General features: G+C 37.5%; 16 protein-coding genes. 13 read left to right on the top strand and 3 right to left on the bottom strand.

Annotated elements, in window-relative coordinates; genetic code table 11:
- The first annotated feature begins 47 nt into the window (after positions 1-47).
- Both FS875_RS04470 and FS875_RS04465 read left to right on the top strand, forming a co-directional pair.
- Positions 48-974, top strand: coding sequence for a sulfite exporter TauE/SafE family protein (locus tag FS875_RS04470; RefSeq protein WP_144753626.1), 927 nt, complete (start codon positions 48-50; stop codon positions 972-974).
- A gap of 2 nt (positions 975-976) precedes the next feature.
- Positions 977-1,789, top strand: coding sequence for a TIGR02186 family protein (locus tag FS875_RS04465; RefSeq protein ID WP_144753623.1), 813 nt, complete (start codon positions 977-979; stop codon positions 1,787-1,789).
- A 25-nt stretch (positions 1,790-1,814) separates the two neighbouring features.
- Here the strand turns inward: FS875_RS04465 and FS875_RS10460 are convergent, their stop codons facing one another.
- Positions 1,815-2,096, bottom strand: a complete 282-nt coding sequence (locus FS875_RS10460) for a DUF6460 domain-containing protein (RefSeq protein ID WP_144753620.1) — start codon at positions 2,094-2,096, stop codon at positions 1,815-1,817.
- Positions 2,097-3,160: 1,064 nt separating this feature from the next.
- On the opposite strand from FS875_RS10460, the gene FS875_RS04455 reads away from it, so the two are divergent.
- Together FS875_RS04455 and FS875_RS04450 are read left to right on the top strand one after the other, a co-directional pair.
- Positions 3,161-4,786 (top strand): ABC transporter substrate-binding protein, encoded by a 1,626-nt coding sequence (locus FS875_RS04455; protein WP_144753617.1) that lies wholly within the window; start codon positions 3,161-3,163, stop codon positions 4,784-4,786.
- A gap of 875 nt (positions 4,787-5,661) precedes the next feature.
- A complete protein-coding gene (locus FS875_RS04450) occupies positions 5,662-7,293 on the top strand; it encodes an ABC transporter substrate-binding protein (RefSeq protein WP_144753614.1) in 1,632 nt (543 codons plus the stop codon).
- Positions 7,294-7,745: 452 nt separating this feature from the next.
- On the opposite strand, the gene FS875_RS10130 is transcribed toward FS875_RS04450, so the two are convergent.
- A complete protein-coding gene (locus tag FS875_RS10130) occupies positions 7,746-7,910 on the bottom strand; it encodes a hypothetical protein (RefSeq protein ID WP_166428882.1) in 165 nt (54 codons plus the stop codon).
- A gap of 192 nt (positions 7,911-8,102) precedes the next feature.
- Here FS875_RS10130 and FS875_RS04445 point away from each other — a divergent pair, with 192 nt between their 5' ends.
- The 9 genes from FS875_RS04445 (at position 8,103) to FS875_RS04405 (ending at position 20,817) form a co-directional block, all read left to right on the top strand.
- A complete protein-coding gene (locus FS875_RS04445) occupies positions 8,103-9,734 on the top strand; it encodes an ABC transporter substrate-binding protein (protein ID WP_144753611.1) in 1,632 nt (543 codons plus the stop codon).
- Between the two features lie 396 nt (positions 9,735-10,130).
- Positions 10,131-11,561, top strand: a complete 1,431-nt coding sequence (gene xseA, locus FS875_RS04440; RefSeq protein WP_144753609.1) for an exodeoxyribonuclease VII large subunit — start codon at positions 10,131-10,133, stop codon at positions 11,559-11,561.
- Positions 11,539-12,165 carry a DNA-3-methyladenine glycosylase I gene (locus FS875_RS04435; RefSeq protein ID WP_144753710.1) on the top strand — a complete coding sequence of 209 codons (627 nt, stop codon included), beginning with the start codon at positions 11,539-11,541 and terminating at the stop codon, positions 12,163-12,165. Before xseA ends, FS875_RS04435 begins: the two co-directional genes overlap by 23 nt.
- Before the next feature lie 1,286 nt (positions 12,166-13,451).
- Complete coding sequence (locus tag FS875_RS04430) at positions 13,452-15,077, top strand: ABC transporter substrate-binding protein (protein WP_144753605.1); 1,626 nt, start codon at positions 13,452-13,454, stop codon at positions 15,075-15,077.
- A gap of 376 nt (positions 15,078-15,453) precedes the next feature.
- The gene (locus tag FS875_RS04425; RefSeq protein WP_144753602.1) at positions 15,454-17,055 is read left to right on the top strand and encodes an ABC transporter substrate-binding protein; all 1,602 of its coding nucleotides are present in this window, start codon (positions 15,454-15,456) and stop codon (positions 17,053-17,055) included.
- Between the two features lie 110 nt (positions 17,056-17,165).
- Entirely contained in the window at positions 17,166-18,239 is a 1,074-nt protein-coding gene (locus FS875_RS04420) for an ABC transporter permease (RefSeq protein WP_144753584.1), read from the top strand.
- 2 nt (positions 18,240-18,241) lie between these two features.
- Positions 18,242-19,171 (top strand): ABC transporter permease, encoded by a 930-nt coding sequence (locus FS875_RS04415; RefSeq protein WP_144753582.1) that lies wholly within the window; start codon positions 18,242-18,244, stop codon positions 19,169-19,171.
- On the top strand, positions 19,164-20,048 hold the full coding sequence (locus FS875_RS04410; protein WP_144753579.1) for an ABC transporter ATP-binding protein: 885 nt from the start codon (positions 19,164-19,166) through the stop codon (positions 20,046-20,048). Before FS875_RS04415 ends, FS875_RS04410 begins: the two co-directional genes overlap by 8 nt.
- On the top strand, positions 20,035-20,817 hold the full coding sequence (locus FS875_RS04405; RefSeq protein WP_144753575.1) for an ABC transporter ATP-binding protein: 783 nt from the start codon (positions 20,035-20,037) through the stop codon (positions 20,815-20,817). Before FS875_RS04410 ends, FS875_RS04405 begins: the two co-directional genes overlap by 14 nt.
- A gap of 570 nt (positions 20,818-21,387) precedes the next feature.
- Here FS875_RS04405 and FS875_RS04400 read toward each other — a convergent pair.
- A partial coding sequence (locus FS875_RS04400) for an autotransporter outer membrane beta-barrel domain-containing protein (protein ID WP_144753572.1) occupies positions 21,388-21,597 on the bottom strand: 210 nt, incomplete at its 5' end.

Genomic DNA, 21,597 nt, shown 5'->3' with positions numbered 1-21,597 from the left:
ACTCTCCAATTGCTAAAAAGCCTCAAATTATTTTAAAGGTTCTGCCAGTGAGTATTTATTTGCCAATTGCTGAAATGTCACTCAATATGCTGATCTTGATTGGTATGGGAGTCGTTGCTGGTTTTTTTTCAGGTCTTTTTGGTATTGGGGGTGGTTTTCTCATCACACCTTTATTAATTTTTTATAATATTCCTCCTGCTATTGCTGTTGGAACAGGCGCTAACCAGATGATTGCATCATCTGTAACGGGGGCGATTACACATTTTAGACGACGGACTCTTGATATCAAACTTGGTATTATTTTGGCGATTGGGGGAGGGATTGGTTCATTAGTCGGGATTGCGATTTTTTCTGTTTTGAAAAAGTTAGGTCAACTAGACCTCATGATTTCGCTTCTTTATGTGATTCTTCTTGGAAGTATAGGAAGCTTGATGATTGTTGAAAGTTGGTATGATATGATGCGCAAGCGTAACGCGGGAAAAGCCAATGTTCGTCTTGTAGGTCGACATCGACATAACTGGATTCATCGCTTACCACTAAAAATGCGTTTCCGGACATCTATGATCTATGTCAGTATTATTCCAGTGTTAGGGATTGGTCTCATTGTGGGGTTGTTGTCTTCTATTATGGGAATTGGTGGGGGATTTTTCATGATCCCTGCATTGATTTATCTTCTGCGTGTTCCAACCAGCGTTGTGATAGGGACTTCACTTTTTCAGATTACATTTGTGTCTTCTTTCACGACAATTTTGCAAAGTATAACTCATCAGTCTGTTGATATTGTTTTGGCTTTTTTGTTAATGCTTGGAGGAAGTATTGGTGCACAATATGGAACACGGGCTGGACGGAAGTTAAAGGCTGAACAATTGCGTATGGCCCTTGCATGTTTGGTGTTGATTGTGTGTATGCGTCTTGCTTTTCAATTATTTGTACGCCCTGATAATCTTTTCTCTCTGGATGTTCTTATGAGATAAAAATGGGTAGATTATTTTCTTTATGCATCATTGCAAGTTGCTTTTGTTTTATTTCTTTTTCTACATGGTCACATGTTGGGATGACAGAAAAAACATTCATTGATCAAATTGATCACGAAAGTATCCAAATTATCGTAACAACAAATACGATTACGGTGGATACAAATTTTGCTGGTCGTGATCTCTATATTGCTGGCGTTTTGGAAAATATTGATCCATTATATTCTCAACAGAACCGTTATGATGTTATTGTAAGCTTGGAAGGGCAAAACCGCCCAATGGTCATGCGGGAAAAAAAACGCAATGCCGGTGTGTGGGTTAATGCAGATTCCCTTATTTTTAAAAATGTCCCTCTTTTTTACTCTATGGTTACAACGCGTGAGATTGATGATATTACCAGCATTGAAGATTATAAACGTTTGGGGTTAGGGGTATCCTATTTGCCATTGCAGACAGATGAACAAGATCAGAAAAAAGTACAAATCTTTCGTGATGAACTTACAAAACTGCAAAAAGCTAAAAGCCTTTATTATGAAGAAGTAGGCGGTGTTCGTTTTGGTTCTGATAAACTTTTCACAGCACATTTTCGTTTACCAGCCAATATTCCTGTTGGACATTATAAGGCTCGTGCTTATCTTTTTCGTGATGGGCAGTTTATTGATAGTGCAACAACGACTCTTGAAATTGTTAAAGCGCATATTGCTTATACAATTTTCTATGCGGCGCACAAGTATCGTTTCCTCTATGGTGTGCTTGCGGTGATTATCGCTGTGAGCACAGGATTTTTATGTCGTTTGATTTTTCGAAAAGACTAACACCCAAGAAAAATATTTAAGACGTCTATTTTTTATGAAAAATGCGTAAGATGAGAAAAATAGGCACAACAATAATAGCGCCCGTCATGGTTATGTGGAAGAAGTTTTTAAGCGTTACAAATCCTGTTTCCCATAAAGATTGAAGAAAATCTATTATTTTTTGTATGAGGTTGTGAGGTGTCCATCCAAAAAATTTCATTACAATACCCATGAAGAATGAAAGGATAAGTAATTTTAGACTGACACGACTGAATGTTTCTTTGAGAAATACATAAAAAGAATTTGATAATTTTTTCTTTCGGCTCATTTAAATATACTTTCGAATCTCTAGAATTATCACTGGACAGTAATATTCTTATCATAAAGAAAAAACATTTTCTCACTTTTTCATTAGCTTTGTACTGGTGTAATATCGATGTTTGTTGTTGGAATATACGCGTATTCTAGTATATTTTAGCGGTATTTCCATGAGACTTTCTTTATTAGATAAAAAAATCCATTTCCTCTAATAATTTGTAAGGGAATTTTTAGAACATTTTGGTATTTTGCATTAGAGCAAAAGTTTCTATTCGTTGAAGATTTTATAATGGACTTATTATTATCCTCTGTATAGAAATAATATTTCAAGGAAATTTACTTAAAAAAAGACTATCTATTCTGGTAATGCTATGCTTATATAGGTATTATATTTAGATATTTCAATCGTAGTGAATTGAAAAGATATTTTTTGCTGAAAAATGCAAGCAATGAATTGAGTGTTGTTAAAGGAGCAGATGTATTAAAATAGGATATTGAAAAAAGTTTTTTCTGTACGAGCAGGTGAGTAAATATCAGGGGTTTGTGGTGCTCATGCTCTTTTTGCTTTGAAATAAGATATAATGAGGACCTCGTTATTGAGTGGAAAATTCAAAATTCATTTTTTAGAAGGCGGAGAGGTGCTTAATATTGAAAAATGGGTGGGTTTTTCTGTTTTGTTGAAAAAGTAGATTGTTATTAAGGTTCTTTATTATTGAGATGCTTGTGCTAATAGGAGGAGTGCTTTGATGACGGGAAAAACGCTAGAAGAAAAAAGAAGAGACGAGCTTGCTTGACAAGAGAGAAAGAGTTTCTGTCTTAATAGTTTTTGATGGTAGATGTTGTGATATCATCAGTAGATTTTATTATTGGTTATACCATCTATTGTATATTAATTGTTTTTCTGTGCATATGGGAGGGATAGCTTATAAGCGTGGCAGGAAGAGTAGTTAGTAAGGAGTGTTGTCTGAAATTTTAAACCTTTGTTTCTCAGAGCCTATGGTTCATCTAATCTTGTTATTTTGCCCATTCTTATTGCATGGGGAATTATACAATAAACGTTAAAAGGAAAAGTCTATGAACTTGAAAAGAAAAATATTAAAAAGTAGCGGCTCTCTTGTTTCTCTTCTTATGGCACTTGGAGTGGTTGCACAACAAGCTTCAGCTAAAACACCCGCTGATACTCTTGTGATGGCTTGGAATATGGATGCAATCAGCACATTTGATCCCGCGCAACTCACGGATGTTTATGGAAGTGAAATTATTCGCAATGTTTGTGATAATTTGGTGAGTGGTGCGACAGATAATCCCGCTAAAATGGTTCCATCTTTAGCAACGCATTGGGATGTTTCAGGGGATGATCATAGTACGGTGATTACCTTTCATTTGCGTGATGGTTTGAAGTTTAATGATGGGAGAGTAGCTAACGCTAATGATCTTGTTTGGGGGATGAGGCGGGTTGTTAAATTGAAGATGGGGAATGCAGCCATTTTTAATGAATATGGCATTACAGAGCAAAATGTTGATGATGCTTTGCAAGCGCCTGATGAAAAAACAGTGGTGATGAAATTTGATAAGCCTTATCCAGCAGAGCTTATTCTTAATAATATTGTTGCAAGTCCTGCGACAGCTTTGCTGGATCGTAAAACAATTATGAAGCATGAAAAAGATGGCGATTTGGGCAATCAATATTTAAAAACACATGCTGCTTGTGTTGGTCCTTATCAGTTAAAAAGTTGGCGCCCTGGAGAAGCTCTTTTGTTGCGTGCAAGCTCCCATTATTGGGGAGAAGCACCAAAATTAAAGCAGATACTCATTCGCCATGTTGCTGAGCCTGGAACACAACGTTTATTGTTGCAAAAACATGATATCGATGTTGCTCGTAATTTGACCCCTGAAGATCTTGCAGATTTACAAAAAACAACAGATGTTAAAATCGAAGAAGTGTTAGAGCCATCGATGATGTATTGGGGCTTCAACATGACAAATCCCATTTTTGCAAAGGAAAAAGTACGCTTGGCGATGCGCTATCTCATAGACTATGAAGGTCTTGGTAAGAAGCTTCTCAAGGGTGTTGGTATTCCACGGGCAAGTTTTATTCCTCTTGGCAACCTTGGGGCTTTGGATGAAAAAGAAGGGCAACCCTTTAAGCTTGATATTCAAAAAGCCAAGAAACTTTTAGCAGAGGCTGGTTACCCAAACGGATTTGAAGCAAATTTTCTTGTTTCAAATGCTCCTTATACTTTGCTCCTTGCCCAGTCAATCCAAGATAGTGCAGCACAGGCGGGTGTGCGTCTTAAAATTGAGCGTTTGGCAGGGACACAGTTGTTTTCCAAACTTTATGCACGTAGCTTTGATACGATTTTTGTCGGATGGAATAATGATTCTGCGGATCCTCATACAATGGCTTCGCGTCTTGTTTATAATCCGGATAATCGGTTTGAGGCAAAAAATACAGCCTACCCTAGTTGGCAGCATGGGTATTTTGATGCAGAGATGAATCAAAAAGTTGAAGAGGCTTTATTTCAAAAAGATCCACAAAAACGGGCAAAAATATATGCTGATTTACAACGTGAATTGATGCAAAAAGGCCCTTATGCGTTTATCTATCAGAAATATACTGTTATCGGGATGACACCTAATGTCAAAAAGTGGGTTTGGAATAGTGCCCCACAAATTTTTTATAATAAAATTGAAAAATAAGTGTGTCTTCAATGCTCTCAAATAAATAAAGAGTATTATCATAATCTATTCGGCGTTTTGTATAAGTTTTCGAGCTTTACAATACGTCGAATTTATGGATGATGAGTGTGTATGTTGTTGAATATCTTTTCAAGACATTCTATGAAGAGTTTTTTCTCATTGGGGATGTTTTTTGGTGGATATTAAGACTGAACATTTCGACTTCTCTGAATTGAAAAGAGGCAATTTATTTGTTGAAAAAATCAGTGTAGCCAATGTTGTATAATTTAATATTGCTGGGGTAAAAGGATTTACATGTTGAAGAAACAACTCTTTATGGAAGTATATTGGGAGGGTGTGGAATATTAGTTTTTTATGGTGTCCGTCTTTTCTTTGCTTTGAAAGATGATGAGATGACAATTGGAAGATGTTGTTTTACAGTGAGTGAAGTAAAGACTTGCAGAAGGGATAAAAGTCGTTGTGCTTAGCAAATTAACGAATTTTCCTGTTTTACCGGAGTTTCAAATTCTTATGAAGGCTCTTTTTTATTAAGAGACTTGAGCCAAGAGGGGGGGGCTTTGATGACATTCAAAAATGTTAGAAGAGGCAACCTTTCTCAGTAAGAGAGAAAAGGAATTTTGGTCTTATAGATTTCAATCGTAGATATTAAGAGATCATGGATGGCTCTGTTATTGGTGGGGGGCATCGTATATCCGTGTGTTTTCTTTTGTATGGTTTGGTTTATAAGTGTGGACAAGAGGAATGATTGACAAGAGGTTTTGGGGGAAAGGTTTTAAAGCTTTATCTTTCGGTGCTTATGGTTCGTTCCATTTTATTATTTTGCGTGTTTTTGTAGCATGGAAAATTTATACAATAACCTTTAAAGGGAGAAATTTATGAACTTAAAAAGAAAAATATTCAAAGGGAGCAGTTCTTTTGTTTCTGCTCTTATGGTCTTGGGGATGGTTGTACAACCAGTTTCAGCAAAAACACCGGCCGATACCCTTGTAATGGCTTTGAATCTTGATTCAATTGAGACTTTTGATCCTGCGCAGATCAATGAACGTTATGGCAATGAAATTATTGGCAATATTTGTGATAATTTGATCGATTCTGCAACAGATGATGCTGCTAAAGTTGTTCCTTCTTTGGCAAAAAGTTGGGATGTTTCGGATGATGGCAAAGGGACAGTACTGACTTTTCATCTGCGTGATGGTCTGAAATTTAATGATGGCCGTCCTGCTGGTGCCCATGATCTTGTTTGGAGTATGAAGCGGATTGTTAAGTTAAAATTGTCTGCAGCGGCAATGTTCAACGAGTATGGAATTACAGAACAAAATGTTGATTCTACTCTTCAAGCCCCAGATGATAAGACCGTGGTGATGAAATTTGATAAGCTTTATCCAGCACAGCTCATCCTTAGCCATATGGTTACGCTTCGTCTTGCTGCTTTGCTTGATCGTGAGACAATTATGAAACACGAACAAGATGGTGATATGGGCAATCGCTATTTGGCAAGCCACGCTGCTTGTGTTGGTCCTTATCAGTTAGTGAACTGGCGTTCTGGAGATGCGATTTTGTTGCGGGCAAGCGCTCATTATTGGGGAGAAACACCCAAGTTGAAGCAGATTCTCATTCGTCATATTGCAGAGCCTGGAACACAACGTTTATTGTTGGAAAAACATGATATTGATGTGGCCCGTAATGTAACGCCAGAGGATATAGCCGATCTTCAAGCAACAACAGATGTTAAAGTCGAAAAAGTGTTGGCACCATCCATGATAATATGGGGCTTTAATGCAACAAACCCCATTTTTGCCAATGAAAAAGTACGTTTGGCAATGCGCTATCTTATCGATTATGATACCTTAGGGAAGACTCTTCTTAAAGATGTTGGTATTCCACGGGCAAGCTTTATTCCCATTGGGAATCTTGGTGCTTTGGATGAAAAAGAAGGACAACCCTTTAAACTTGATCTTCAAAAAGCTAAGCAGCTTTTAACGGAAGCAGGTTATCCAAATGGTTTTGAAGCTAATATTTATGCAGGGGCTTCTCCCTATCCTTTTGCTTTGCCTATTGCTCAGTCCATTCAAGACAATGCAAAAAAGATAGGTGTGCGCTTTAAGATTGAACATTTTGTGGGGACGCAGTTGTTTTCAAAACTTTATGCCCGCAGTTTTGATACAATTTTTGTTGGATGGAATAATGACTCTGCGGATCCTCATACAATGGCTTCACGTCTTATTTTTAACCCCGATAATCAGTTTGAAGCAAAAAATACGGGTTACCTTAGTTGGTGCCTTGGCTATTTTGATGAAGATATGAATAAAAAGGTAATGGAAGCCTTGTTTGAAAAAGATTCACAGAAGCGGGCGCAAATGTATGCTGATTTGCAGCGTGAATTTATGCAAAAAGGACCTTTTGCCTTTATCTATCAGACATATAGCATTATCGCTATGACACCTGATGTTAAAAAATGGGTGTGGAATAGTGCACCACGTATTTTTTATAATGCCATTGAAAAATAAACACGTTTTAAATGCTGTAACATACAACAATGAACGTGATGATGATATCTTCGGTGTTTTGCACAGGGCTTAAAGGCTTTGCAAAATATCGGAGTTTATCGGTAAAATACATTATAGAATAATTCTCACATACTCTTCTTGAAAGAAGGGCTATAAATTTTTATTAAATGTGTATATATAGGTATTAGGATTGGAGATTTCAATCTTAAGTGAAGTAAAAAATAATAAATTTTTTGTTCAAGAAGTAGCATACTGAACATAAGCAGAATTTAGTATTTTTTAGAAAAAGCGGGGACCTTAAAATGTGCTGTTTTCTTTAAAAAATGATGAAATGCTGGGATTATCCTTTGTATGGGGTCCTGAAAATACTCAAGTTTCCTTGTGAGGAAGGAGAAGAGTGGCATTGTTGGAGAAACTATGCTTGTGAGGATTATTAAAGGGTGATTGAGGTTTTAAAGCAGCCGAAGTTGATGCTCTGAAGGCTCTTTTGGGAAAATCACAAAAAGACTTTTAAAGCAGAAGTTCTGTTTGATGCGATAAAGAAGATCTTTGGCTTGTATGTTCAAAGTTACAGGTGTTGTGACATCACCAATAGACGCTGTCATTTGTGGTGTCACTCATCGTTTATCCAATCATTTTTCGTTGTCTCTTTTGTTTGAGCTATCAATATCGCTCAAGCGGTTGCTCCTACTGCTTAAAGGTTTGATATTTTGTCTTGAGGAGGTGTGTTTTAAAAGCCTGGTCTTTTTATTTTTACACGTTTTTATTGCGTGAGGAATTTATATAATAAACTCTAAGGGGAAAAATCTATGAACTTAAAAAGAAAAATATTCAAAGGGAGCAGTTCTTTTGCCTCTGCAATTATTGCTTTTGGGATGTTAGTGCAACCAGTTTCAGCTAAAACACCGGCCGATACCCTCGTGATGGCTTGGGATCTTGATGCAATTAGTAATTTTGATCCTGCGCAGCTCAATGACCGGTATGGCGCTGAAATTGTTGTCAATGTTTGTGACAATTTGGTCGATTCTGCTAAAAATGATGGAAGTAAAATTGTTCCTTCTTTAGCAAAGAGTTGGGATGTTGCAAGTGATGACCAGAGTACAGTGATTACTTTTCATCTGCGCGATGATTTGAAGTTTAATGATGGTCGACCTGCTGGTGCTCGTGATCTTGTTTGGGGGATGAGGCGAGTTGTGAAATTGAAGCTGTCTAATGCAGCAACTTTTAATGAATATGGTATCACCGAACAAAATGTTGATGAGGCTTTTCAAGCACCTGATGAGAAAACGGTAGTGATGAAATTTGATAAACCTTATCCAGCAGAGCTTATTCTGAGCAATATTTCCACTAATCGTACTGTTGCTTTGCTTGATCGTGAGACACTGATGAAACACGAACAAGATGGTGATATGGGTAATCGCTATTTAGCAAGTCATGCTGCTTGTGTTGGTCCTTATCAGTTAGAAAGTTGGCGTCCTGGAGAAGGAATTTTATTGCGGGCAAGTTCCCATTATTGGGGAGAGGCACCCAAATTAAAGAAAATCTTAATTCGTCATATTGCAGAGCCTGGAACACAACGTTTATTGTTGGAAAAACACGATATTGATGTGGCTCGTAATTTGACACCAGAAGATATAGCTGATCTTCAAGCAACAACAGATATTAAGGTTAAAAAAATATTGGCTCCATCTCTGATTGTATGGGGATTCAATGTGACAAATCCTATTTTTGCCAATGAAAAGGTACGTTTAGCGATGCGCTATCTTATCGATTATGATACTTTGGGAAAAACTCTTCTTAAAGATGTTGGTATTCCACGGGCAAGCTTTATTCCTCTTGGTAATTTTGGAGCTTTGGATGAAAAAGAAGGGCAACCCTTTAAACTTGATCTTCAAAAAGCCAAGCAGCTTTTAACGGAAGCAGGGTATCCAAATGGTTTTGAAGCTAATATTTTTGCTGGAAAATCTCCTTATCCTTTTGCTTTGCCTATTGCTCAGTCTATTCAGGACAATGCAAAAAAGGTCGGTGTGCACTTTAAGATTGAACATTTTATTGGAACGCAGTTGTTTTCAAAACTTTATGCACGCAGCTTTGATACCATTTTTATAGGATGGAATAACTCTTCTTCCGATCCTCATACAATGGCTGCACGTTTTATTTTAAACCCTGATAATCGGTTTGAAGCTAAAAACACAGGCTATCCTAGTTGGTGCCATGGCTATTTGGATGAAGATATGAATAAGAAGGTGAAAGATGCTCTTTTTCAAAAAGATCCACAGAAGCGGGCACAAATGTATGCTGATTTGCAGCGTGACTTCATGAAAAAAGGTCCCTATGCTTTTATCTATCAGACATATAACATTGTCGCTATGACACCTGATGTAAAAAAATGGGTGTGGAATGGTGCACCACGTATTTTTTATGCTTCCGTTGAAAAATAAGCTTGTTTTCAATGTGATAACTTATAAAAATACGATCATGATATCTTCGACGTTTTGCGTGTGATTTAAAAGCTTTGCAAAACGTTGGAGTTTATTGCTAACAAATCGATCTGTTGTATAGGGAAAACTTTCTCAAGATATAGCTCTTTTAGAAAGATATTTTTTCTCATTAAATTTTTATGGATGTTGAGATTGAATATTTTTACTGTCGTTGATAAAATTTTGGATAAAATAATCAGTATATTTAAAACCTTGATGATTTTAGTCATCAGTTTGAGACTAAGGATAGAGGTTGTTTTCTCATTGCTACCATGGATATGGGGTGAAGCAATAAGTTAAAAATTAAAGATGCGTTGTTTTGAAAAGATCCACAAAATAGGCGTAAAGAATTGAAAAATGGTAGGTTTGTTTGGTGAAAAGACAACTGCAACGAATGTTGCGGAATTTACTGTTTCTGAAATAGCAGGCGCTTTAAAGCGTGTTGTTGAGGAAAAGTTTGGGTATATACGGGTGCGTGGGGAGATCTCGGGTTACCGCGGTGCTCATGCTTCGGGACATGCTTATTTTTCCTTAAAAGATGATAAAGCGCGGTTGGAAGCTGTTATTTGGCGTGGGTTTATGGAAAAGCTCAAATTTCCGCCTGAAGAAGGGATGGAGGTTATTGCTGTCGGCAAGCTTACGACTTATCCAGGGTCATCGAAATATCAAATTGTCATTGAGTCTCTTGAACCAACAGGGGTTGGTGCTTTGATGACTCTTCTTGAAAATCGTAAGAAAAAATTTGCAGAAGAAGGTTTATTTGATGAAGCAAAGAAAAAGCCTTTGCCTTATATGCCTCGGATTATAGGTGTTGTAACATCACCAACGGGGGCTGTTATTCGTGATATTATTCATCGTATATCTGATCGTTTTCCGTTGCATATTTTAGTTTGGCCTGTCCGTGTTCAGGGGGAAACAAGTGGGAGTGAAGTGGCTGCTGCTGTTGAAGGTTTTAATGCACTTTCTTTAGGGGGACCAGTTCCAAAACCTGATCTGCTTATTGTTGCACGGGGAGGGGGAAGTTTAGAAGATTTATGGGGGTTTAATGACGAAGTTGTTGTTCGTGCTGTTTATGCTTCTGATCTTCCCGTTATTTCTGCTGTTGGGCATGAAACAGACTGGACTTTGATTGATTATGTCGCTGATTGGCGCGCTCCAACCCCTACAGGAGCTGCAGAAAAGGCTGTCCCTGTTAAGCTTGATCTTGAAGTGAGTGTTGCGTCACTTGGGGCACGTTTACGTAAAGGACTTGCGCGTTCTTTTGATTTTCATCAACAAAAGCTGCGTGCAGCTAAGCGAGGTCTTCCTACTGTCGACCAACTTTTTGCTCTACCGCGGCGTGGTTTTGATGAAATTTCAAGTCGGTTACAGCGTGCTCTTTGTGCGAGCTACGATAAAAAACGTTTTTCTTTTCAAGCACTTCATCTCCGTCTTTCGCCTCGTTTATTAAAGAGTGAAAAAGCACATCACCACACAAAAGAATATACGGCACGCCTTCATCGTGCTTTTATGCGTAGTGTAGAAAAACAACACGCGGCGTTAGAGTTGGCATGTAGGCTTTTAAAAAGCACTTCTTATCAGAATATTTTAGAGCGTGGTTTTGTTTTGGCTTTGGGGCAAGATCATAAACCTATTAAACGGTTGGCACAGTTTCCTGAAAGTGGACAAATAAATTTACGCTTTTTTGATGGAGATATCTGTGTTGCGACACAAGAGTCTGTTTCCCCGATACGTTCAAAACACAAGAAGATAAAATCGCCAAGTGATGATCAAGGAACGCTCTTCTAATATGGTAAATATGGTACTTGATGAAGGACTTCTTAAGGGAAGGGATGGAAAAGTTCGTTGCGCATGGGCAGGAACGGATCCACTTTATTGTTCTTATCATGATAACGAATGGGGAAAACCTATTTTTGAGGATATCCCTCTATTTGAAAAAATTTGTCTTGAAGGTTTCCAAGCGGGACTTTCTTGGTTTACGATTTTAAAAAAACGCTCTTCTTTTCGAGAAGCATTTGATCACTTTGATTTTGAAAAAATCAGTCATTATAATGCGCTAAAGGTGCAAACGTTGATGCAGAATAAAGGCATTGTTCGTCATCAGGGAAAAATTCGATCAGTGCTTAATAATGCCTTGAGAGCACAGGAAATTATAACCGAGTGGGGAAGCTTATCTCACTATTTCTGGTCTTTTCAGCCCCCACAATCGGAGCGTTATGAAAAGATAGATTTTCAAACATTGTTGGAAAATCCTATCACTCCAGCTTCTCTTCGACTTTCTCAAGATTTAAAGAAGCGTGGCTGGACGTTTGTTGGTCCCACGATTTGTTATGCTTTTATGCAGTCTGTAGGGATTGTCAATGATCATCTTGAAGGGTGTTTTTGTCGATAAATTAAGTTTCTGTCATAAGAGCAGTGATCGACTCGGATAATCATCGAATTGTTTCATCAATATGCAGATGGTACAACTAACCTGTATAAGATAATCGAAGCATACAAATGATACAATAGTGATGATTTTTTTATTATTGTTGGTCATTAAAACAACAAAGATATACTTTTGAGAATGAAAAAACAAATGCAAAAAAGAGTAATATCTTAACTATTTTGATCTGGAGTTAGATAAGGGTGATATTTTATATATAAAGGAGGATACCATTGGGTTTCTAATTCATGTGCTTTCTTTAAAAAACATTTCGCTCCTTAAACTCATTTTGCGGCGGTATTGGTGAATGCTATAACAGTGAAGTTATTGAGCATCACTATCTTACGCTTATGAAGGAATGAGCCGGTATCATCATACACACTTTGCCAACTCTAAAATATTGCGATAACGTTTGGTATTTGAAATGGCTTAGAAAAGGTATTTTATTTTCCGTTAATGACATAGGCGTTATGATAAGTAATGAATATTTTATTCATGTTTATTGATGAATGCAAAATGGTTTTTAGATGGGGGATGGTGTTGCATTGTTATATTTTGCTTGGGTTGATCGTTAGTTTATTCGTGTAGTGCCCATTGTTCAGGACCTTCCTTAAAAGTTCCCTAGGTCATACAAAATAAAATACTGCGATGAAAAATTGACGTTAAATAACTCAAGTTGCTTGTGTTAGGGGTTATTATCTGATAGCGTTCCTTCATTAGAGAGGAGTTTTGCTGCGTGTGAGCTCCAGTTTTGGGGAGGGTGCTTAAGCTCAGGTAGGCTGGTATTTAAGACATTTCTCATTGAATCTCTGTATGTTGCTGTTGGAACTAAGTGTTTTAATACAGCAGGTTGTTTGCTATTCTATTTTTATAGTGGCAAAGCAATGATGCAAATTAAAGTTTAGAAGGATTTATATTCGTTATGTCTTTGGGGAAAATTGTATTATGAAATTTTGTTTTGATAATTAATTAGAGGGTGATAGAGCTTATTATCGCGTGCAAAGAGATATTACGAAAAGAATGTGATATTGGTTGGTAAAACATATATTCTATGTTCACTATAGTTTGATTAAGACTGTTAATCTGTAAATTTATTAAAGTTAATGAAATTTTAAAGTATATTACTTTGTATAAGTAATGAAAATGAAAATGTATTTGTTTAATCTTTATAATTATAAATATTGCCCTTTATGATTATAAGTTTGCATGTCATTTCAGTGTCATTCATTGATAAAAAATAAAGGGGAAATTTTATGAACTTGAAGACAAAAATATTGAAAAGGAGCAGTTCTCTTGTGTCTGCTCTTATGGCAGTGGGAATGGTTGCACAACAAGTTGCAGCAAAAACGCCAGCGAATACCCTTGTGATGGCTTGGAATCTCGATGCGGTTAGTACGTTTGATCCTGCTCAAAGTAATGATGTTTATGCAAGTGAAATTATTGAAAACGTTTGTGATAATTTGGTCAGTACTGCGACAGATGATCCAACGAAAATAGTTCCGGCATTAGCAACACATTGGGATGTTTCAGGGGATGATCACAGTACGGTAATCACCTTTCATTTGCGTGATGGTTTGAAGTTTAATGATGGGAGAGCAGCGAACGCTAATGATCTTGTTTGGGGGATGAAGCGGGTTATCAAATTAAAAATGGCCGATGCGGCAACTTTTAATGAATATGGTATTACAGAGAAAAATATTGATGATGCTTTGCAAGCGCCTGATGAAAAAACAGTGGTGATGAAATTTGATAAGCCTTATCCAGCAGAACTTATTCTTAATAATGTTGTTGCAAATCACGTAACGGCTTTGCTGGATCGTGAGACCATTATGAAGCATGAAAAAGATGGCGATTTGGGCAATCAATATTTAAAAACACATGCCGCTTGTGTTGGTCCTTATCAGTTAAAAAGTTGGCGTCCTGGAGAAGCTCTTTTGTTGCGGGCAAGTTCCCATTATTGGGGAAAAGCACCAAAATTAAAGCAGATACTCATTCGTCATGTTGCAGAGCCTGGAACACAACGTTTATTGTTGCAAAAACATGATATTGATGTTGCTCGTAATTTGACCCCTGAAGATCTTGCAGATCTACAAAAAACAACAGATGTTAAAGTGGAAAAGGTATTGGTTCCAAGCATGATGTATTGGGGGTTTAATACGACAAATCCCATTTTTGCTAAGGAAAAAGTACGCTTGGCGATGCGCTATCTCATAGACTATGAAGGTTTTGGCAAAAAGCTTCTCAAGGGCGTTGGTATTCCACGGGCAAGTTTTATTCCTCTTGGTAACTTTGGGGCTTTGGATGAAAAAGAAGGGCAACCCTTTAAGCTTGATATTCAAAAAGCCAAGAAACTTTTAGCAGAGGCTGGTTATCCGAACGGATTTGAGGCCAATTTCCTCGTTTCAAATTCTCCTTATACTTTAGCTCTTGCTCAGTCACTCCAAGATAGTGCAGCACAGGCGGGTGTGCGTCTTAAAATTGAACGTGTGGCAGGGACACAGTTGTTTTCAAAGGTGGATGCCCGAGCTTTTGATACGACTTTTATCGGGTGGAATAGTGGGTCTACGGATCCTCATACAATGGCTTCACGTCTTGTTTATAATCCAGATAATCGGTTTGAGGCAAAAAATACAGCCTACCCTAGTTGGCAGCATGGGTATTTTGATGCAGAGATGAATCAAAAAGTTGAAGAGGCTTTATTTCAAAAAGATCCACAAAAACGGGCACAACTCTATGCCGATTTACAACGTGAATTGATGCAAAAAGGCCCTTATGCATTTATTTTTCAGAAATATAATGTTATCGCGATGACACCTGATGTCAAAAAATGGGTTTGGAGTAGTGCACCGCGTGTTTTTTATAGTGAAATTGAAAAATGAGCGTGTCTTTTCGTGTCATCAAAGATAAAAGAGCTTGATCATAATTGTATGATGAAAATATTTTTCCATATAGAAGCCCTTCAGCCTTTTAAAGAGGGTGGAATTGTGAGGGATTGTGTCGTATGAGATTGAGGTCACTCATAGGGAGGGATGGATATGGGAAGTTATAGTGGGGGGGCTTTGTTTATGTTACAGATTCTCTTCATCTCGAATATAGACTGCTATATGAGAGAATTATTTTATAGATACTTAGTTTGGTTAAATAAAATCGATGTTTGATACCATGCTGTTTAAAAGATGAAAAACTAAGATCACAACCACTTTGTATGAAAAGGTATAAGAATACAACAGGAAGAGATAAAATGGAGAAAAAAGAATGTTGAAAAGAATCTGTATTGTATTAAGCACGATAGGGTTTTTAAATGGGGCTATAGGATCAGCATTTAGTACTTCATCTAAAGATATATTGGTGATGGCATGGAATATTGATTCAATTAGTAGTTTTGATCCAGCGCAAACCGTTGAGGTTGTGACAAGTGAATTATTGACGAATATTTGCAGCGCGCTCGTGCAATATGATGAGCATGATCCTACAAAAATTCGTCCTGCTATGGCAAAATCTTGGGATGTTTTGGATAATGGCAAAAGAATAGTTTTTCATCTTCGTGATGATTTAAAGTTTGATGATGGAAGAAAAGCAACGGCACAAGATCTCGTATGGTCGATGCGCCGGATTATTAAATTGGGATTAGGGTATTCTCAGTTTTTGAAGGACTATGGCTTTACTAAAGACAATATGGAAACGCATATTCAAGCCCTTGATGATAAAACTTTGCAGCTAAAGGTAGATAAACCCTATCCTATTCAGCTTATATTGACAGCTATTGCACAATCCTATGCTTCTGCTTTGCTTGATCGGAAAACAGTTGAAGCAGAAAGTATTAATGGTGACATGGGCAATAAATACTTGGCTACCCATACCGCCTGTGTTGGACCTTATAAATTGGTACGCTGGTCTCCTGGAGAAAAAGTTGTATTGGAAGCAACACAACATTATTGGGGAGATGCGCCCAAATTGAAGCAAATTGTTGTACAGCATGTTGCGGATTCAACAAGCCAAAGACTTCTTTTGGAAAAAGGGGATGTGGATATAGCGCGTGATCTTTCTTCGGAGGATGTTTTAGATATTGAAAAGCAGGGGGGAGCAGTCAAAATTAGCCGTGTTCTGCGACCTCAAATTATTTATTTGTCGCTGAATAATAAAAATACAATTTTTGCTAACGAAAAGGTGCGTTTGGCACTTCGTTACTTGGTTGATTATGAGGGTCTTGGAAAGACTGTTTTAAAGGGTATTGGTATTCCACGTGCGAGCTATATGGCTTTAGGAATTCCTGGCGCTTTGGATGAAAAAGAAGGATTGCCTTTTAAGTTAGATTTGGAAAAAGCAAAACAGTTAATTACTGAAGCTGGTTATCCTAACGGTTTTAAAGCTAATCTTTTAGTGGGTAGCCTTAGTTATATGTCGTCTGTTGCTCAGTCTATTCAAGCGAATGCACACAAAATTGGCGTTGAGCTAACACTTGAAAAAATGGCACAAAATCAATTGTTAAATCGTGTGCGTGGTGGAAATTATGATAGCGCTATTATGGGGTGGGGAAGTTCTGATCCAGATGGGCATCCTGCTTCGTTAAATCATGTTTTTAATCCTGATCCAACATTTACAAAAAAGCATAATATGTATTTAGCTTGGCGTGCTGGATATTATGATGAAAATATCAATAAAATGGTGATGGATGCTTTGTTTGAAAAAGATCAAAATAAGCGTCTTTTGCAATATCGTGCTTTACAGAATTATGTATTTGAACATGGCCCTATGGTTTATTTGTTTCAGACATATTATACTGTTGGGATGGGGCCTGATGTTAAAAAATGGGCTTGGAATAGTTTTAGGCTTTACTACAACGATTCAGAAAAATAAAAAGAAGCATGTTATGGAGTTCTTCTCCATAACATGCTTAATAAGAAATTGTTTCATTCTATAAAAAGGTGTTCGCTTTATATTTTATCGCTACAGAGGGGATTTTTATAATGGTTTTGCCACTTTCAGAGACTGAAAGAGCTGTATCAGAAAAGCAGAAAAAATTATTTTTATGGGACTTTTTGTTCAAGGGATTAAAACTTCTTATTTCAGTTTTTATCACATTGCTTGGATTGGTGACGATTACTTTTTTTCTTGGTCATCTTCTTCCTCTCGATCCTGTTCTATCTATTCTTGGTGATAATATCAGTCAGGAAGCTTATGATGCCATGTATTATAAGTTGGGTCTTGATAAGCCGTTGATTGTTCAATATTGGAAGTATCTTCATAATGTATTTTTATTTGACTTTGGAGATGCTTTAACGTCTGGGCGTCCTGTCTTAGAGGATATTATGCGTGTATTTCCTGCAACATTAGAGCTTGCAACTGTTGCTATTGTTATTGGTACAACTCTTGGAATCCCCTTTGGGGTTTTTGCAGCAATGTATCGCGATTCATTTATTGATTATGTTGTCCGTGTTTTTACACTTTTGAGTTATTCTACGCCGACATTTTGGCTTGGGCTCATGGCGTTATTAATATTTTATGCTAAGCTTAGCTGGGTTGGTGGTCCAGGACGACTTGATTTTCTTTATGAATATTCTTTTGAACCCAAAACAGGATTTTTTCTTTGGGATACTGCTATCCAAGGACAATGGGAGGCTTTTGGGAATGTCTTTAGTCATATTATTACGCCTGCTTTGATCTTGGCTTTCGGGGCTATGGCTTATATTAGTCGTATGACTCGTGGGTTTATGATTGAGCAACTTAATCAGGAATATATCATTACGGCACGTGTAAAGGGATTATCGTGGGCGCGAACGGTTTGGGGGCATGCCTTTCGGAATGCTGCTGTTCAAGTTATTACCGTTGTTGCACTTTCTTATGCTTTTTTATTAGAAGGGGCTGTTTTGACGGAGACAGTTTTTGCTTGGCCTGGTTTTGGACATTATTTGACAAATGCTCTTCTCGCTGGAGATATGAATGCAGTTGTAGGATGTACTTTACTTGTAGGATTTATCTTTGTTGCTATTAATTTATTTTCTGATTTGCTTTACCGCATTTTTGATCCAAGGACACGTTGAATATGACAGTCAGTAATCATCATAAATCGCCATCATCATCTTCTTTGAGCTCTTGGTTAAACGATCCTGTTCCACGGTCCATAATTCAAGCAAATATACAAAGAATTTATCACGCACTGGTTAAATTTTTTCATAACTTTTCGGCTGTATTTGGTCTGCTTATTATTTGTATTATTATCGTATGTGCGCTTTTTGCTCCTTGGATTGCGACGCACGATTTTCTGAGCAACGATCTGGGGCATCGGTTGCAGCCCCCCTCTATGGCCCATTATTTTGGAACAGATGAATTAGGACGTGATATTTTTAGTCGCCTGGTTTTTGGTTCTCGTATTACTCTTTATGTTGTCTTTCTTACAACCATTATTGTCGGGCCAATAGGGCTTATTGTTGGTACTGTCTCTGGTTATATGGGAGGATGGGTTGATACTGTGCTCATGCGCATTGTTGATATTTTTCTTGCTTTTCCAGGTTTGATTTTAGCTCTCGCCTTTTCAGCGGCATTGGGACCAGGGATAGAAAATGCTTCTATTGCAATTTCAATTGCAGCATGGCCACCAATTGCACGTTTAGCGCGCGCAGAGACTTTGACAATACGTTCTTCTGATTATGTTTCTGTGGTTCGTCTTCAGGGTGCTTCTGCGTTGCGGATTATTTTGTTTCATGTTGCGCCCATGTGTATTCCTTCAGTGATTGTACGATTAACTTTAGATATGTCTGGAATTATTTTAACAGCTGCTGGCCTTGGGTTTTTAGGGTTGGGAGCACAACTTCCAAGTCCTGAATGGGGGGCGATGCTTTCTTCTGGACGGGAATTTATGATGACAAATTGGTGGTTAGCTGCAATACCAGGCTGCGCAATATTATTTGCAAGCCTTGCTTTCAATTTGTTGGGTGATGGTCTTCGTGATGTATTGGATCCACGCAATGGGTAATAAATTATTAGAAGTAGAAGATTTACGTATTTCTTTTCCTACAACGCGCGGCATGGCAGAAGTTGTGCGCGGTGTTAGCTTTTCTGTCGGAAAAGAAAAAATTGGTATTGTTGGTGAATCTGGGTCTGGAAAATCGATGACTGGACGGGCAATACTAAAGCTTAGTCCAAAATCAGCCATTGTTAAAGCTAAAAAAATGCGCTTTGAGGATGTCGATTTATTGACGGCAAGTGAACCTCAGATGCGAAAAATCCGCGGTAAGCGTATTTCAATGATTTTACAGGACCCTAAATATTCGCTTAATCCACTCATCCGGATTGGGGAACAGATTATGGAGGCTTACCGTATTCATTACCGTGTTTCAAAAGCTGAAGCACGGGGGCGGACCATATCTATGTTAGAATCTGTTCATATTCGTGATCCTGAACATGTGATGCGCCTCTTTCCTCATGAAATATCTGGGGGGATGGGGCAACGTGTGATGATTGCAATGATGCTCATTCCAAAACCTGATTTAATTATTGCTGACGAGCCAACATCTGCGCTTGATATTACGGTCAGACGACAAGTTTTATCTGTATTAGATGAACTTGTGACAAAGTCTGGAACGGGGCTTATTTTCATTAGTCATGATTTGAATATGATTGCTGATTTTTGTGATCGTATTTTGGTGATGTATGCGGGACGTGTTCTAGAAGAGTTGCCTGCTTCTGATTTGTCTCACGCTTGTCATCCTTATACAAAGGCTTTGCTCGCCAGTTTGCCACGGCTCGATAATCCTGTTGATGTTTTGGCTGTTCCTGAGCGTGATCCTGATTGGTTGTATAATCCTACGATTGTTAATGGTGTTGAGGAGGTTCCTCATGACAAATTGTGAGAACATTATTGATGTTTCTAATTTATCTGTAACGTTTGGGCACAGACACAAGGCTGTAACCGTTGTTAAAAATGTTAATTTTCACATTAAGCGTGGTGAAGCTTATGGTTTAATTGGTGAGTCCGGATGTGGAAAATCAACTATTTTGAATACATTGGTGGGGCTTATTCCAGAATATAGTGGAAAGTTTCTTTTTGATGGAGAAGAGGTCGCAAAAAAAAGGGATAAGAGTTTTCTGCGTCGTATTCAAATGGTTTTTCAAGATCCTTATGCATCTCTTCATCCAAGAAAAATGGTTCATACGGTTCTCTCTGAATCGCTCAAAATCCATGGCATGGATAATCAAAGAGAAAGGGTGGAGGATGCTTTAGATTCTGTTGGCTTAAATTCTTCATTTCTTTATCGTTATCCCCATGAATTATCTGGAGGGCAGCGTCAACGTATTGCGCTTGCTCGTGCTTTAATTATCGAGCCAGAGGTTTTGTTGCTTGATGAGCCAACATCTGCATTGGATGTATCGGTACAGGCTGAAATTTTAAACTTATTGAAATCGTTACGTGCGAGAAAAAAGCTTACTTATTTGATGGTATCCCATGATCTTGCTGTTGTTGCACATATTTGTGAGCGGGTTGGTATTATGCATAAAGGGATTATTCTTGAAGAACTTAGCAATGATGAATTGCGTAATTTACATGCACAACATGATTATACAAAAGCATTTTTTGAAGCCAGTATTGAGCCTATCGTTCATAGAGAACAAAGAGCGTGATATCGTTTTTTTGCTTTGAAGTTTTTGGAGATGTTTGGCGGCTTTGTTGAAAGGCAAGGGAGGATAATAGGATTTTTTTTGGGTTATGAATTTGCTGGATAGTGCTTGAGCTATAATATTTAAAATCCTATTAGAACTCTAGTTTTGAAACATATAAGTGATTTAACATAAATTCTTTGTTTGATAGTGTTGTCCTGTTTTTTGCTTATCATTTTATGTTTAGTCGTTTTATTTTAAGATTTTAAGCATTAAATGTGTGAGAAATAACAGAAGAGAATAATAGTTGTGTGTTCCGGAAAATCTTCTTATTATTTTATAATATCATCTTATTTTTTAGTTATGTTCTTTTTACAGTTTTAGGCATTACGCATGGAAAATGCTAAGCTTTATTCTTTATAAAAGAGAAGTTTTTGTAAAAAATTTCCAATGATCAATGACAGTCTTCAAATATTTTGCTGTTTTCTATTTTAAAAACCGTTAAAAAAATAAATCGTCATAAACTAAAAAAGGCAGCATATTGTGCTGCCTTTTTTGTTACATTGAATAGAATGACTATTTTACAGTTTTTCTTCAAAACTGATAGCGTATTCCGCCTGAGAAGCTTGCTCCCGATATACCGGTTTTTTGCAGCTTTTGTTGATAACTCACATCAGCATGAAGGGAGAGGTTCGTGGATAATTGTGCATTAATACCAAGTCCACCTTCAATCGCAGCTCCCATAGCATCAAGTTTATAATCCTTATCAATATGGAGCGCTTGATCATCCCCAAAGGTTTTGAT

It is taken from the genome of Bartonella saheliensis, from assembly GCF_902162175.1.
Note: the sequence above shows the minus strand (reverse complement) of the source record. Positions and strands in the feature narration are given on the sequence as shown.